Origin of the sequence: Mumia sp. ZJ430 (assembly GCF_011751845.1) — a bacterium.
In the GTDB taxonomy this organism is placed as follows: Bacteria; Actinomycetota; Actinomycetes; order Propionibacteriales; family Nocardioidaceae; genus Mumia.
This window is the reverse complement of sequence record NZ_JAAHFK010000001.1, coordinates 1,139,453-1,154,879: the sequence shown is the minus strand read 5'-3', so window position 1 is coordinate 1,154,879 and position 15,427 is coordinate 1,139,453. Positions and strand designations below refer to the sequence as shown.

The 15,427-nt window shown below is 68.6% G+C and carries 10 protein-coding genes; 5 read left to right on the top strand and 5 right to left on the bottom strand.

Annotated features, from left to right (window positions below):
• On the bottom strand, nt 1–6,183 hold the full coding sequence (locus HCT63_RS05575; protein WP_167001841.1) for a DNRLRE domain-containing protein: 6,183 nt from the start codon (nt 6,181–6,183) through the stop codon (nt 1–3).
• A 756-nt stretch (nt 6,184–6,939) separates the two neighbouring features.
• On the opposite strand from HCT63_RS05575, the gene glpX reads away from it, so the two are divergent.
• Genes glpX through HCT63_RS05550 form a run of 5 tightly spaced genes read left to right on the top strand, consistent with a single transcriptional unit; the run spans nt 6,940 to nt 11,848 of the window.
• Entirely contained in the window at nt 6,940–7,977 is a 1,038-nt protein-coding gene (gene glpX / locus HCT63_RS05570) for a class II fructose-bisphosphatase (RefSeq protein ID WP_139087654.1), read from the top strand.
• A gap of 12 nt (nt 7,978–7,989) precedes the next feature.
• A complete protein-coding gene (locus HCT63_RS05565) occupies nt 7,990–8,907 on the top strand; it encodes a carbohydrate kinase (protein ID WP_208322274.1) in 918 nt (305 codons plus the stop codon).
• Nucleotides 8,904–9,803, top strand: coding sequence for an alpha/beta fold hydrolase (locus HCT63_RS05560; RefSeq protein ID WP_243842894.1), 900 nt, complete (start codon nt 8,904–8,906; stop codon nt 9,801–9,803). Before HCT63_RS05565 ends, HCT63_RS05560 begins: the two co-directional genes overlap by 4 nt.
• Nucleotides 9,787–10,425 carry a hypothetical protein gene (locus HCT63_RS05555; protein WP_167001837.1) on the top strand — a complete coding sequence of 213 codons (639 nt, stop codon included), beginning with the start codon at nt 9,787–9,789 and terminating at the stop codon, nt 10,423–10,425. Before HCT63_RS05560 ends, HCT63_RS05555 begins: the two co-directional genes overlap by 17 nt.
• A gap of 28 nt (nt 10,426–10,453) precedes the next feature.
• Nucleotides 10,454–11,848, top strand: coding sequence for a class II fumarate hydratase (locus HCT63_RS05550; protein ID WP_167001835.1), 1,395 nt, complete (start codon nt 10,454–10,456; stop codon nt 11,846–11,848).
• A gap of 19 nt (nt 11,849–11,867) precedes the next feature.
• On the opposite strand, the gene HCT63_RS05545 is transcribed toward HCT63_RS05550, so the two are convergent.
• From HCT63_RS05545 to HCT63_RS05530, 4 genes are all read right to left on the bottom strand, one after another.
• A complete protein-coding gene (locus tag HCT63_RS05545; RefSeq protein ID WP_167001833.1) occupies nt 11,868–12,248 on the bottom strand; it encodes a hypothetical protein in 381 nt (126 codons plus the stop codon).
• 57 nt (nt 12,249–12,305) lie between these two features.
• Nucleotides 12,306–13,721, bottom strand: coding sequence for a DUF2079 domain-containing protein (locus HCT63_RS05540; protein WP_167001831.1), 1,416 nt, complete (start codon nt 13,719–13,721; stop codon nt 12,306–12,308).
• On the bottom strand, nt 13,718–14,620 hold the full coding sequence (locus tag HCT63_RS05535) for an alpha/beta hydrolase-fold protein (RefSeq protein WP_167001830.1): 903 nt from the start codon (nt 14,618–14,620) through the stop codon (nt 13,718–13,720). Before HCT63_RS05535 ends, HCT63_RS05540 begins: the two co-directional genes overlap by 4 nt.
• Nucleotides 14,621–14,698: 78 nt before the next feature.
• Entirely contained in the window at nt 14,699–15,409 is a 711-nt protein-coding gene (locus tag HCT63_RS05530) for a lytic transglycosylase domain-containing protein (RefSeq protein WP_167001828.1), read from the bottom strand.
• Between the last annotated feature and the right edge of the window lie 18 nt (nt 15,410–15,427).

Here is a 15,427-nt window from a genome sequence, read left to right as displayed (position 1 = left end):
CTATTCATAGAGCCAGATTCTGAAGAAGTACTCGACATAGTACCTGACAGTGACTACAAAATCAGTGACCCTATTCGCCAGACTCCGCAAACCATACTTGCCAGCAAATTTCCGAAGCTTCTTTGCCATGCGGTCAATCGCCCGGTTAGTACCGCGGATCAACTTCTCCGCATTGCTCTTAACCCAGTTCCCGAATTTTGGGCCGATGTACCCTACAACTCCGGCAAGTGCTCCGTAGCTAGCCGCCATCCCAAGCCCGTTCCAGCTGAACTTATTCGACGAGAACCCTACTTTAAAGGCGTACCCCGCGGCACCCATAAGCCCGCCAAGGCCGGCAGCGCAGGCGAAGCCAGCAAGTCCAGTCGTCCTACAAAATGTACCTAGCGCAGTCTCGAGGAAGACGAGCGCCAGATTACCGAGATCCGCCCATCCCGCCCCAGTTGGGTCCCAGACGTTGATGGGGTCGGTGGGATACGCGTACGGGTTTGCTCCGCCGTTGCGGATGGGGTCTGGGGAGGTGAAGAGGCCGGTGCTGGGGTTGTAGAGGCGGGCGCCCATGAGCACCAGTCCGCCGAGGGTGTCGGACGATCGCTGATGGGAGCCGAGCCACCCGTATCGGCTCGAGTGGGCCGACTCGATCGGGTTGCCGTATTCGTCACTTTCGGTATAGGTGTCGATCGCGATGGGGACGTCGGGGGTCTGGTTCTGTGTTGCGACGATGTCCCCGTGAAGGTTTGCCAGCTGAAACACGGTGTCGGTGCCCGAGACGGAGGCGACCATGCCGAGGTCGGGCAGGGTGACGTATCGGGTGCTGGTCCAGGTGTCTCCGCCGTCGATGGAGGATTGGACACTCGTTGGGGAGTCGGAGTCGTCGGAGTACCGGTACCTGAGACGACTGCCCTCGACGTCGTTGCTTGCATTGATGATCGATCCGATACGGTCGATCGGTTCGAGCACATAGGAGATCCGACGCTGATTCGTCCCGCCCATTCCGTTGTCGACATCCTGGGTGAGTGACTCCACCATATCGTTCGCGAAGTAACTCACGCCCAACGCGCTAACAGCGCCCGGACCGGTGTCTGACTTGGGGATGGTGATGGTTCTACCGAAGCCGTCGTAGGCATAGCCGTCGTCACGGATCCGCGATGCGGTGTCGTACTCGCTGATCTCCTGGACGGAAGGTGTTGCGCTCTGGCAAGTTCCGTCTTCGGCCGCTGCGAAGGCTGCGAAGGTTTTTCGCTCGGACGCTGGGGTGAATCCGTAGGTACGAGTGAGGCACTCACCTGCCCGACTGTCTTGGACTTGCGTCAGTCGGCCGAGGTCATCGAAGGAGTAGGCCTGGCTTGAGACGTCGGATGAGCTGGCGATCGTGCGCCCGCGCACATCGGTTGTGGCGCCGAAGGTGAGGATCGGCTGTTCGTCAGGGTCGAGGTACTCCAGCCCTGTTCTAACGCCGGCCTCGTTGGTGGTGGTGCGGGACGACATCCCGTTGGGGTAGGTGACCGACGTCTGGGCGCCGCGTGCGTCGTGCGTGAGGGAGAAGGTCCCGGCTGCGCCGTCGATGAGGCCACCAACCGTGACCGCGGTCGCGAGCCCTCGGTGCTCGCCGGTGTTTCCGTCGTAGACGAAGCTGTAGTTTCCGGCGCCGTCGTCGACGGTTGCAATTTGGTCGTCGACGGTGAATGTGGTGGTCGATGTCATCCCGCTCGCGTCGGTGTACTTCCAGGCCCGTCCCCAGCTGTCGTACTCGGTGAGGACGCTCGCACCGGCGGCCGACTGCGTGGTCGGCAGGCCGGACTCGGGGTCGTATTCGAATGTGGACGTGCGGGTGTCGCCGGGTGCTTGGACCGTGGTGGCGACGCTTCGCCCGAGCGCGTCGTAGGTGTGGGTCGTGACCCGGGTGTCCGAACCGGACGTCTCTTCAATGCGCGTGGGCTGGAGGTCCTCGTCATAGTCCGCGTAGTAGACGATCGGGATAGAGGGGTCGGTCGGTTGCACGGCAGGACCGACCTTGCAGGTGAGCCCGATCCAGGCCCGGCGCTGTTGCTCGCTGGCAAGGTTCGCTCGACAGTCTCCGTCGACGGCGTCGACTGCGAAGTAGGTCGTGACCGTCGCATAGGCATCGGATCCGACCCCCGAGCTGTCCGATGCTCCGCCGGGAAGCCGACTCTCGATTTCGGCCCCGGCAGCGTCGTAGCGCGTGACCGTAGTCGACCACGACCCATCGTCGAGTCGGATGCGTTGGCGGGTCGGCCTCCCGAGTGTCCAACCGTTGCCGTCGCCTTCGGCGACAGGTGAATAGTCGAGCCGAACCATCGTGGGATCGTGGGCGCCTCCGAAGTCGGGATCGGCGGCAGAGCGAGTCGTTTCGACAACGAGATTGAAAGAGGTCTTTCCGGCCGGCAGTTCTGGCTTGTTGTCGCCACCGAGTGTGGGGTCTTCGTCGTCGTAGGTGAAGCTCTGGTGGGGTCGGTACGGGCCAGTCGTGCCGTCACGCAGCGTGGCGGTGCGGACGGGCCCGAACTGATCTTCCGCTCGGGTGCCGTCACCGTCGTCGGGATCGTCGTCGCCGTCGTCGTTGTAGACGGTGAAGGCTGACGCCTCCGCGGCCACGCTCGGGCGCTCGGCGGCCGGTGCGGCCAGTGCGCGCGCACGCCCGGCGCCGTCGAGTGTCCGCACCACGTTGCCGTTCTCATACCAGATCGAATCGACGAGCCACTGACCGATGCCGTCGACGTTGCCGTGGATCGCGGTGTTGGTGACTGCACCGACAGCATCGACGAACCACAGGCTCGCGTGTTCGAGGTCCGCGCTCGTCGGGGTTGCCGCCGGGATGTGATCAGGGCTGAAGACGGCGTAGGCCTTCGTCGGCACCGTGCTCTGCCCCCACTCCGCGGCTGATGCCGCAGAGAGGTCAGGTAGCCCCGCCGTGATGGTCGCAAGGTCGTAGGACACGGTCCAGGTGACGGGCGTCCCGGTGGCGTCGTTCGAGTGCTCATCCAGCGGACGGGTGACCGTCGTCAGACGACCGGAGGCGTCGTAGGTGAACTGCCACGAGACTTGCCCCGGCGGCGCGAACCGCTTCAGCAGGGTACGACCGGCGACCGTCGTCGTGTCGTACTCATACGTCGAGCACAACGGCTTGCCGGCGCCTGCACCGTCGGGGTCGCGGCTACACACCGTGCCGAGACGCCCGGCGGCGTAGGTGTAGGTCGCCAGCGTTACCGCAGGCCGCCCAGCCACGACACGTTGGATGGTCGAAACCCGTCGAGCATCGCCGGTGCCGGTGTAGTTGACCTTGAGACCCCGACAACCCGTCTCCTGAACCGACGCCGTGCAGGTTGCGGCAGCCCCGGGTTCGGTTTCGGCGATCCAGGTGAGGAACCTGTCGTCATCGAACGTAAAGGTCGTCTCGGGCTCTTCCTCGGGTGTGTTGCTTGCCTCGAGCAGGACCCACGATCCGTCCTCGCCCTGCTCCCACACCGTCTCCGAGGACGGTGCCCGCGTCAACGTCACCGTGGCACCGTCGAGGGTGAGGCGGCTTCCGTCGTCGACACCGGCCGGTCGGAACTGCACAGGCCCGTTCGGTGCCGTCGGGTCGATGCCCGGGTCCACCGTTGTGAACATCTGGGACGCGCCGCCTGCGGTGACCAGCACGAAGGTACGGTCCTTGGCGCGGTGATCAAGCAACTCTGCAGTGGATTCGCCCGGGGCGAGCAGTGTGTCCGACCAGCCTGGTCCGAACGGCCCGGGCGTCGTGGTCGATCGGTCGAACGAGGAGAACGTGCGCCCCACTCCCGCCAACGTGTCGGTGGCGTCAGTCTCCATCAACGACATCTCACCCGTCAGCAGCGCCACCTGGGCCGGCCCGACCGCGGTCACGGGGAGGTTCGGGCCGAATGCATTGTCGACGAGCTGGACCTTCCGCGGCCCCGAGCACACCTGCGACGGCGTTCCCGCGTAGGTGAAGCACGCATTCAGCTCGATCAGGGCAGGCGCCTTGATCGCCGCCTTCGGCACCGCAGCGCTTGCGGGGTCTTCCTGCGCCGTTGCGTCCCACAGAAGCGCAGGTGAGGTCGACGCCGATCCGTCGCTGGCGTTCGTGACCGTTCCCAGCCACGGCTCACCATCGTCGGCGAGTCCCTGGACCGGATGCCACGCGGTTTGCCCCGAGTAGCGCCACGACAGTGCCGCTGTGGTGGCATTCGGGGGACCAGACACCTGCACGGCGAACATCGCTGTCGAGCGAGTGGAACTGCTGGGTGCAAGGAACGACGCGCCGCCGTACCCGAAGGTAAAGGTTGCCGTCGATCCGACATTGCCGGCCTTGTCAGTCGGGGTCACCGTCAGCTTGTGGGAGCCCTTCCCGGGAAGCCACGCCAGCGATGCGGCGCCGCCCGTTCCCGCAGACAACCGAGGCTTGGACACGCCGTCTAATGTGTACGCGAACGATGCAGTATCGCTGGCACCTGTTAGCGTAAACACGTTCGACGACGGCGTGTCCTGCCGCCATTGCCCATTTGTGAAAGCCGATGCGGTTATCGCTACCGCGGGCTTCGCGGTGTCGGTCGTGAAAGCCGTCGAGGCCGAGTATGCCTTCGAGCTCAGACTTCCGTCGTTGGCGCGCACCTTTACCGAGTAGGCGACGCCGTGAGCGAGTGTCCCGGCCGGGACCGTCACAGATGCGCTCGAACCAGACGCGACGTAGGCGGACGTCCCGGTCCACTTGAGTGTTGCTCCTTGGTAGACCTCGAAGATACCCCGCACGTTGCCACCGTTGGGGTCCGCCACCGTGGACCGAAGGGTCGGAGTGAGCAGTACCGAGTACCCGGACGAGCTTGCAGGCGAGGTCGTGACCGAAGGAGTTCCGGCCGTGTTTGGGTATGAGTTGTAGGTAACCGCCATCCGTGGGCGCGTATCGGGGTTAGAGTGCTCGCTGGAACGGTACTTGCGCCAGGTGTAGTTGCTGGCCTCGTTGTCGGCGGCGATCCGGATGCCCCAGTTGCTCGACCCGTTGGCCCACGCCTGCACGATCGCGGTTGCATCCCACGCCGCCTGGTACCCGTCCGCATCACAGGACGCCGAGTAGCCGTATGCGGGCGAGAACGTACTTGAGCCGGTTGAGGTGACCGTCGGTTGGTTCGCCCAGGTCAAATCTCCGACCGACCAGGTCTCGGTGATGCGGCTGATCCGGATGGCCGAAGCTGTGCACGAGCCGGAGTACCAGTTCCGCATCTTGAACGTCGCCGAGACGATGTCCTGACCGGACCCGCCGTTGTCTGCCAGCATGCCGATGAACTTCACGAACGAGCGCGCCTTGTGACCGCCGGCGTCGTACGTGCCCGCCCGAAGCTCGCTCGAGCCGCCTTGGCTGGTGGTGTAGTCGGCGTTCTGGACCCAGGAGTCGCCGTTGGCGTAGCTGGTGTAGGACGGGTCCACCGTGACCGGATACTGGGTCGCCGGGTCGGACAGCCACGCCTCGTCGGGCGACAGCACCAGCGTCTGCTTCTCCTTGGCACCGCTGCCGCTGGTCTCAACGGCGGTCTCGACCGGCTCGACATTCGCCGGGAGCCCGTCGTGGCCTTCAGTGGCATCCCACATCAGCGGCTGCGGGGCGGTGACCACCTTCTTGCCGTCCGCCTTCAGCACCAGCGACCCGTTGGCCTTCTCAATCAGCTCACCCTCCGGGGTCTGCAGCGGGATCGGGATCTCCAACGGACCCGTCGGTGCCTCACGCAGCACAACCGAGTGCGAGAACCCCGTCGGCAAGGCCGTCACCACAAGATCGCCGTTCTCGACCGCGCCGGGATAGGTAACGATGTTGCCGTCCACGACCGGTTTCGGCAGCACCGTCGGCCACCCGAACGACGACCGGTTGCCGTCCTTGTCGGTCACCGTCGCGAACGTCTTGTCCCCGCCGTCGGAGAACACCACATCCGCCGACGCATACCGCGCCGCCAAACCCTCATTGTCGGCGGTCGCGACCACGTCCGTGTCGATGACGCGCCATGCCCCGGCGTCGTCGGCGACGCGGACAGGCCCCGACGCCGTCTCCGACGTCCACGTTCCATCCGGGTTCGCAAACACCTGCGCTGACTCGGTACGAGCGGACAGGTCCTCCACCGGTTCGCCAGTAAGCCGGGCGGTGACCGCCGCCGACACCGCATCCGGACGCTCCGTCACGCCGTCGCCGTCCGAATCCGACGCAGCCTTCGCTGGTGGTGGGTCCGCTGGAGCCGAAGGCTCAGCCGCCGCTGGCGACCCCGCCAGCAGTCCTGCAACCAGCGCCAGAGTCACAACCGCGACAACCGCGACGACCAACGACGACCAACGACGACCAACGACATCAGGTACAACCTGCCGCATCATTCGCTACCCCGACGGCAGCATCACAGCCGCAAATCTCGCGGGCCGCTACAGTGGAACACCACTCCATCTGCCGGAACGTGACCAACCCGTGATAACCCGAGGCGCCCTTTCCAGACTCGTCGGCACGTTGTGGACCAAACTGCTCCGCGAGCGACGTTCGACTCCTGATGAAGGTCAACTCACCGGAGAGCGAGCGAACGCCCAGACCGCGATCGCGAATGCGGGCCCATGCCGACAAGAGCAGTGACGGCGCGCCACCGTCCGCTCAAGCGCTCCACGGGGACGGTGGCTGCGAAAGACGATCGCGCATGCAGCATTCGCGTGGAACACCCCCGGCCAGGGGATCGTCTTATCGCGTCGACCACGCTCGCTCGCACCAACCTCTCGACGCGACGATCCAGAAGAGAGCACCGACCCGAAGACCCAAGAGTCAATCAGATGGTCGCCCTCCTGACAGCCGCACCGCTGCGCCGCCAGCCAGTGCCGCCAGCGAGCACCGGCGGCAATTGTGGTGCGGTCCGCGAAAATGCCGCCCCCGGCCGCGCGGCGCCCCGGACGTAAGATGCGGCCATGACCGCCAGCGCGCACGGATCGAAGCTGCCAGGCCCACTCACCCCCGCCGCGGAGGCACCCGACCGCAACCTCGCCCTGGACCTCGTCCGGGTCACCGAGGCTGCGGCTATGGCTGCTGGACGCTGGGTCGGGCGGGGAGACAAGAACGGCGCGGACGGTGTCGCGGTGAACGCGATGCGGTCGCTGATCAACACCGTCGGCATGAGCGGCGTCGTCGTCATCGGCGAGGGCGAGAAGGACAACGCGCCGATGCTCTTCAACGGCGAGCAGGTCGGTGACGGCACCGGTCCGGCTGCCGACGTCGCCGTCGACCCGATCGACGGCACCACCCTGACCGCCAAGGGCATGCCCGGCGCCGTGTCCGTGCTCGCGGTCGCGCCTCGTGGGGCGATGTTCGACCCGTCCGCCGTCTTCTACATGGACAAGCTCGCCGTGGGCCCCGAGGCCGCCGACGTCATCGACATCCGCCTCCCGATCTCAGAGAACATCCGGCTGGTCGCCAAGGCCAAGAACCTCTCCGTCTCGTCGGTCACGGTCTGCGTCCTCGACCGACCGCGTCACTCGCAGCTCGTCGACGAGATCCGCGCGACCGGCGCCCGCATCAAGTTCATCTCCGATGGCGACGTCGCGGGCTCGATCTACGCGGCACGCCCTGGCACCGGCGTCGACATCCTCGCCGGCGTCGGCGGCACGCCGGAGGGGATCATCAGCGCCTGCGCGATGAAGGCCCTCGGCGGTGCGATCCAGGGCAAGCTCTGGCCGACCGACGACGAGGAGCGCCAGAAGGCCGTCGACGCCGGGCTCGACGTCGATGCCGTGCTCGGCACGGACGACCTCGTGAAGGGCGACGACTGCTTCTTCGTCGCGACCGGCATCACCGACGGCGAGCTGATGAACGGGGTCCGCTACGGCTCGGGCATCGCCGTCACGGAGTCGCTCGTGATGCGCTCGCGCTCCGGCACGTACCGCAAGATCATCTCCGAGCACCGCATGGAGAAGCTCAGGGCGTACGCCGCGATCGACTACGACGGCTGACACGCGATGCCCGTGCCCACAGCCCGGACGCTGGTCGTCGGCGAGGCGCTGGTCGACCTCACCGAGAGCCCGACGGGCCTCGTCGAGGCACGTCCGGGCGGTTCGCCGCTCAACGTCGCGGTGGGGCTGGCCCGGCTCGACGTGCTCACGACGCTCGCGGCGCAGGTCGGCGACGACGACGAGTACGGCGAGCTGATCCGCGACCACGTCGACGCCTCTGACGTCGACCTCCGCTCGCTCCCGCCTCACCACGGAGACACGTCTCTGGCTCAGGCGCGGCTCGACGCCGACGGTGTGGCCTCGTACCGGTTCGACCTCGCGTGGGACCCGACCGAGATGCCGAGCGCGAGCGACTTCGACCTCGTCCACGTGGGCTCGATCGGCGCGACGCTGCTGCCGGGTGCCGACGCGGTCGGTCGTCTCGTCGACGAGGCGTACGCGGCAGGCGTCGCGGTCTCGTACGACCCGAACGTCCGCCCCGCGATCACCCCGGACCTCACCGACGTACGGCGCCGGGTCGACCGGATCGTCGCCCGCGCGTCGTTCGTGAAGCTGAGCGACGAGGATGCGCGCACGCTGCGTCCGGACCTCGAGCCGTCCGTCTACGCCGACGAGATCGCGGCTTCCGGGCCACGGCTCGTGGTGCTCACCCGTGGCGGTGCCGGGGCTCGGTTGACCAGTGGCGACGTCTGCGTGGAGCTCGCCGCACCGCCGGTCACGGTCGCCGACACGATCGGCGCCGGCGACTCCTTCATGGCGGCGCTGCTCGCGGGCCTCGCCGTCCGCGAGTGGCTCGGACGGCCCTCGTACGACGCCGACGCCCTCACGTGGCTCGGGACGCTCGCGGCCCGCGCGGCAGCGATCACCTGCTCGCGGCCGGGCGCCGATCCCCCGTGGCGGCGGGAGCTGCTGCCTACGATGGAGGCGTGACCGAACGCCTCGCCACCCTCGACAGCGGGATCACCCTCGCGTACGAGACCTTCGGTGACGCTCACGATCCCGCCCTGCTCCTGATCATGGGACTGGGATGCCCGATGAACTGGTGGCGGACCGAGTTCTGCGAGGAGTTGGCGGCCCGGGGATTCCACGTGATCCGGTACGACAACCGTGACACCGGGCGCTCGACGCGTCTCGACGACCGACCGGTGACCCGCCGGCAGGTCGCGGCCACGGCTGCGGGGTCGCGCCGCCACGTGCCGTACACGTTGTCCGACCTCGCGGACGACGCCGTGGGGCTGCTGGACGCGCTCGGCATCGACGCCGCGCACGTCGTCGGTCAGTCGATGGGTGGGATGGTCGCGCAGACGATGGCGATCGAGCACCCGGACCGCGTCCTCTCCCTGACGTCGATCATGTCGACGACGGGCCGCCGCACGGTCGGGTGGCAGCACCCCCGACTCGCCGGCATGCTGCTCGCGACCGGCGGCGTGGGCGAGGACGGCTACGTCCGCCAGTCGATGCGCAGCGCGCGGGCGATCTCGAGCCGCCTCTACGGCCTGCCGCCCGCTGCGGTCGAGGAGCGCGCCCATGAGACGTACGGACGCGGCTGGTCGATCCAGGGCACGATGCGGCACATGCTCGCGGTGTTGACCCAGCCCGACCGCACCCACGCCCTCGGCGACGTCCGTGTGCCGACGCTCGTGATCCACGGGGGCGCCGACCGGATGGTCGACCCGTCAGGGGGCCGCGCGACCGCGGCCGCCGTACCGGGTGCGATGCTCCTGATGGTCCCCGGGATGGGGCACGAGATCCCGGTGGCGCTCGAAGGTCTCTTCGCCACCGCCATCGCCCGCAACGCACGGAGGTCCCATGCACACACGCGGTGACGCGGTCGTCCGGCGACGCGAGGACGGCGCGCTCGAGCTGCGGGTCAACGGCGTGTTCGTCATGGACGACGTCGAGACCACCTCGGAGCGCCTCCTGGCCCGCGCCGCGCTCGCCGGGTGCGCCGACCCCAGGCACGTCGTCGTGGGCGGGCTCGGCATGGGCTTCACGCTCCGCGAGATCCTCACCGACCGCCGCGTCAAGCAGGTCACCGTCGCCGAGCTGGAGTCCGCGATCCCCGCGTTCATGCGCGAGGGCACGCTGCCGGGCGCCGACCTGCTCGAGGACCGCCGGGTCGCCCTGCGCGTCGACGACGTCCAGGCCGTGGTGGCCGCGTTGCCCGAGCGGAGCGTGGACGTGATCCTGCTCGACGTCGACAACGGGCCCAACTTCCTCGTTCACGACACCAACGCCGCCGTGTACGAGGCGCCGTTCGTGGCGACCTGCGCGGCGCGCCTGCGCGAGCGCGGTGAGCTATGCATCTGGTCGATGGACGACTCCGCTCCGGTGCGCGAGGCGCTGACCGCCTCCTTCGCCCACGTGTATGCCGAGCGGGTCCCCGTACGGCTGCAGGGACGCGAAGAGGCGTACTGGCTGCTGCGGGGGCGGGTCCCCCGCCGTTGAGCCCATGCCGTACGGATAATCTCGGCCCATGAGCACTGAGACCGAGTACCGCATCGAGCGCGACACCATGGGCGAGGTCAAGGTGCCCGCCAACGCGCTCTACAAGGCCCAGACGCAGCGCGCCGTCGAGAACTTCCCGATCTCCGGCAGCACTCTGGAGCCGCAGCACATCCGCGCGATCGCGCTGGTGAAGCTGGCCTGCGCCAAGGCGAACGCCGAGCTCGGCGTCATCGACCAGGACGTCGCCGACGCCATCATCGCCGCCGCGCAGGAGGTGGCCGACGGCAAGCACGATGACCAGTTCCCGATCGACGTCTTCCAGACCGGGTCCGGCACGTCGAGCAACATGAACATGAACGAGGTCATCTCGACGCTCGCGACCCGCAGCCTGGGTCGCGACGTCCACCCGAACGACCACGTCAACGCGTCGCAGTCGTCCAACGACACCTTCCCGACGTCGATCCACGTCGCCGCCACCGAGGCCGCGACGAACGACCTGATCCCGGGCCTCGACCACCTCGCGGCCGCGTTCGAGGCGAAGGCCTCGGAGTGGGCCGCGATCGTGAAGTCCGGCCGCACGCACCTCATGGACGCGACGCCGGTGACCCTCGGCCAGGAGTTCGCCGGGTACGCGGCGCAGATCCGTCGCGGCATCGAGCGCGTCCGGTCGGCGCTCCCCCGCGTCGCGGAGGTCCCGCTCGGTGGTACGGCGGTCGGCACCGGCATCAACACGCCGGCCGGCTTCCCGCAGCGCGTCATCGCGATCCTCGGCGAGGAGACCGGTCTGCCGCTGACGGAGGCGGTCGATCACTTCGAGGCGCAGGGCGCGCGCGACGGTCTCGTCGAGCTCTCCGGCCAGCTCCGTACGATCGCGGTCAGCCTCATCAAGATCAACAACGACCTGCGGTGGATGGGCTCCGGCCCGCGCACGGGCCTCGGGGAGCTGCAGCTCCCGGACCTGCAGCCGGGCTCGAGCATCATGCCGGGCAAGGTCAACCCGGTCGTCCCCGAGGCCGTGCTCATGGTGTGCTCACAGGTGATCGGCAACGACACCACGATCACGTTCGCCGGTCAGTCGGGTGCCTTCGAGCTCAATGTGCAGATGCCGGTGATGGCGCGGGCGCTGCTCGAGTCGATCCGCCTGCTCGCCAACTCCTCGCGCGTCCTCGCCGACAAGTGCATCGCCGACACGGTCGCCAACGAGGAGCGCTGCGCCGAGCTCGCCGAGTCGTCGCCGTCGATCGTGACGCCGCTCAACAAGTACATCGGCTACGAGAACGCCGCCAAGGTCGCCAAGACGGCGCTCAAGGAGAAGAAGACGATCCGCCAGACGGTGCTCGACATGGGCTTCGTGGACGACGGCAAGGTCACCCTCGAGGAGCTCGACGCGGCGCTCGACGTCTTGTCGATGACGCACCCATGATCTGACTCGTACCGAGGCCTCAGTCCGTGAGGAGCGAGTCGACCTCGGCGGCTTCCCAGCGCAGGGCGTACGCGGGGCCGCGGACCGTGACGCCGCCGGCGAGGTCGACGTGCAGCGCATCGTCCGCGGAGGAGCCGAACGGGTCATCAGCGACGAGCATCCGAGGGATCCCCGTACGCCGGACGGTGATCTCCCGCAGGCCTGGGACCACCAGCAGCTCCGTGCGCTCCCGCCGTACGACACAGACCTGCGCCGGGCCCGACTCGGTCCCGCAGGCGAGGGTCCGCTCGTCGACGCCGAGGTTGGTGCTCCCGATCACCGTCCGTACGACCAGGAGGGCGGCCAGGGTCGCGAACGTGCCGAGGGCAGCGCCGAGCAGGAGGACGAGAGGTCGGGGCATGCCGCACAGTCTGGCGTGCGCGCCGACCCGGGAGGCGCAGAACCCGACCCGGCAGCGTCAGGAGATGCGGCGCGCGACCTGGTAGCCGTCGCGGTCGAGGGCGAGCTCCCACTCCGTCCCGGGGTGCTGGACCTCGGCGTACGCGACGGCGTCGGGCGCGGCCTGGCCCCACCCGGCATAGGCGTCGATCACCACCCAGTCAGGCACCGTGTCTCCGACCGTGCCGGTCCAGTAGACCGTCCGCCCCGTCGACAGGTGGGTGATGAGTCCGATGTCCGTCTCGACGCTCGCCCCCTCGGGGACCAGGTCGAGCACCTCCCGCGCGGCGGCGGCACGCGGGCTGGCCTCGTACGTCGCCGCGTCGGCGAGCTTGGCCAGCGGGAACTGCGAGACCAGCGCGAGCGCGACGGCAGCGGCCACTGCCGGGACGTGCGTGGCGTAGCGGCGCATCCAAGCCGGCGCACCGCCCTCGCGCAGCCGCACGATCGCGTCGAGCATCGCCGCGAAGACGATCGGCATGAGCACCAGGCCGTAGTGCCAGTCGGTGCCCCAGTAGTAGGGATTGTCGCCGACGAAGCGCCACAGCAGGGTCGGTCCCGCGACGAGCACCCACGGCGAGCGCAGCGCGAGGAAGCCGGTGACCCCGAAGGTCGCGATCAGCGTGGGCAGCTTGGCGTCCCACCCCGTCCAGAACGTCTCCCACGGACCTGGCCCAGCCTCCTCGCCCGCGCCGATGACGCTGACGTAGTCGTACCCGCCTCCGGGGTTCAACGCCGGGATGATCACGAACAGGGTGAGCAGGAAGCCGCCGAGCCCGGCCAGGGCGGTCGCCAGGCCGATCCTGCGGGCGCCCGACAGCGCGAGGGCGACGCCGACCGCTAGCACGGTGAGGCCGAGGTCCTCCTTGACGAGCAAGAGCGGCAGGGACCACAGCGCCGCGGCTCGCCAGCGCCGTTCGACGTACGCGATGCCGGCGAGCGCGAGGAACAGCGCGGCGAACGCGACCTCATGGAAGTCGACCCACACCGCCGAGGCGATGCCGAACGACAGCCCGTACGCGAGCCCGACGGCGAGACCACCTGCCGTGCCGAGCAGCCGTACGGCGCCGCGCGCGATCACCCAGACCGACAGCGCGACGAGCACCGCCTGGGCGACGAGCAGCGTCCGTCCGTCGGGGAACATCCGGTAGAACGGCGCCACGAGCGCGGTGATCGGCGAGAAGTGGTCGCCCAGGATGTGGTAGCCGGGGCCCTTGATGTCGACGATCGGCGCCTCGAGGCGCGAGTACGCGGCGATCGCCTGCTCGAAGATCGCGTTGTCCCATGACGGCGTCTCGTACCGGCCGAAGCGCAGCAGCGACAACGTCGCGTACGCCCCGCCGCACAGCACGGCGAGCACTGCGGGCCCGACCATGCCGAAGATCCCGGCACGCCTGCGCACGCCGGGGTCGTCGTCAGTCCTCGGGTCGCTCATGCCGTCACGTTATCCGCCGCGGCATGAGCCGCCGCCAGGAACCTCAGCTGGGTCGGGGCCATCCTCCGCCAGTAGCCAACGTCGTGACCGCCACGTTCGAAGTCGCCCGCAGGTCGTGTGTCGAAGCCCTCGACGAAGTCTCGCGTCGCGTCGTAGAACGGGTCACCTCGCCCGCAGTCAACACGCAGACGGGTTCCCGCGAGGCTGCGTTGGCGCTTCATGACGCTCACGCGCGCGAAGTCCGCCGCGTCGTCATACGCACCCGGCGTGGTGTCGTCGTACGAGCGCCACAGTGCCGGCCTCATCACAGCGACCCCGGCGACGCGGCCGCGCCCGAGCGTCCGTGCGAGGTGCAGCGCGCCGAAGCCGCCCATCGACCAACCGGCGAGCCCGATCCGCTCAGTACGCAGCCCGCGGCGCTCCAGGAGCGGCAGCAGCTCGTCGATGACCATCGCGGCGGCGTCGTCGCCGTCGGCTCGGCGATGCCAGTACGACTCGCCTCCGTCGACGCTCGCGAGGGCGAACGGCGCCGCGCCGCCGCGTACCGCCGCGACGAGGAAGCGGTCCAGGCCGAGGTAGCGGCTGCTGAAGGCCGAGGCATGATCGTTGCCGCGGCCGTGGAGGACGACGGTGACAGGAAGGTTCTCGCGGTGCCCCGGTGGCCACGCGATCGCCCATCCGCACGACCGTCCACGGCGTGCCTTCGAAGCGAACGACCCTCCGATGACCTCACCGCCCTCGACGCGGGGTACCTTGCCGTCCGGCCCGTCGAGGACGTCGCGGCCGACCGCGAACGCGCCCGCGCCGGTCGCCGTCACCGCCACCGTGGCGCCGAGCCCGACGAGGAGTCTGCGGCGCGTGATCGGATGCGCCGGCGGACCGGCAGTCGGGAGGGACATACCGACATCGTGGTCCACCGCGGCGAGAGTGTCACCGGAAACACTGACCCGGGGGCGCCAGATACTGACCCGGGTTGGTCAGTACCAGCCGTTGCCTTGCTTGAACGACAGCGCCGAGCACGGCGTGCCGTACGCGTCCTTGATGTAGCCCAGGCCCCACTCGATCTGCGTGGCCGGGTTGGCCTTCCAGTCCTTGCCGGCCGAGGCCATCTTGGACCCGGGCAGCGACTGCGGGATGCCGTACGCGCTGGACGTCGGGTTGTCGGCGTTCCAGCGCCAGTTGCTCTCGCCGACCCACAGGCTGTTGAGGCACGAGAACTGGCGCTGGCCGAACCCGAAGTCGGCGAGCATCGACCTGGCGATCTTGCGGGGATTCTTGGCCTGCATCTTGGCGATCCTGGCCTTCTCGGCCTTGCGCTTCTGTGCCGCCTTGGCGGCCTTCGCGGCATTCTGCTTCTTGAGCTCTGCGGCCTTCTGCTTCTTGACGTCCGCGGCGGACGGCGTAGGCGCGGGCCGCTCGCCGGAGCGCGAGGTCTGGGGCTCGGCGCGGTCACCGGTCTCGCCGGACGACTCGCCCTTCAGCACCTCGAGGCCGCGGACAGACGCCACCTCGGCCTCGGGTGGAGCCGCCGTGGCTCCGGCGACGGCACCACCGACGAGCGCAAGCGTCGCCAGCGCGGACAGGGTGACCGCGATGCGGGCTCGCGGGGTACGCGCACGAGTCAGAAGACGGCTCGCGAGCGGGGCCCGTGCGGCTTTTCGGCGCGCACGGGTATAGGGGGATGACACGCTATGTCCTCCGGGGGA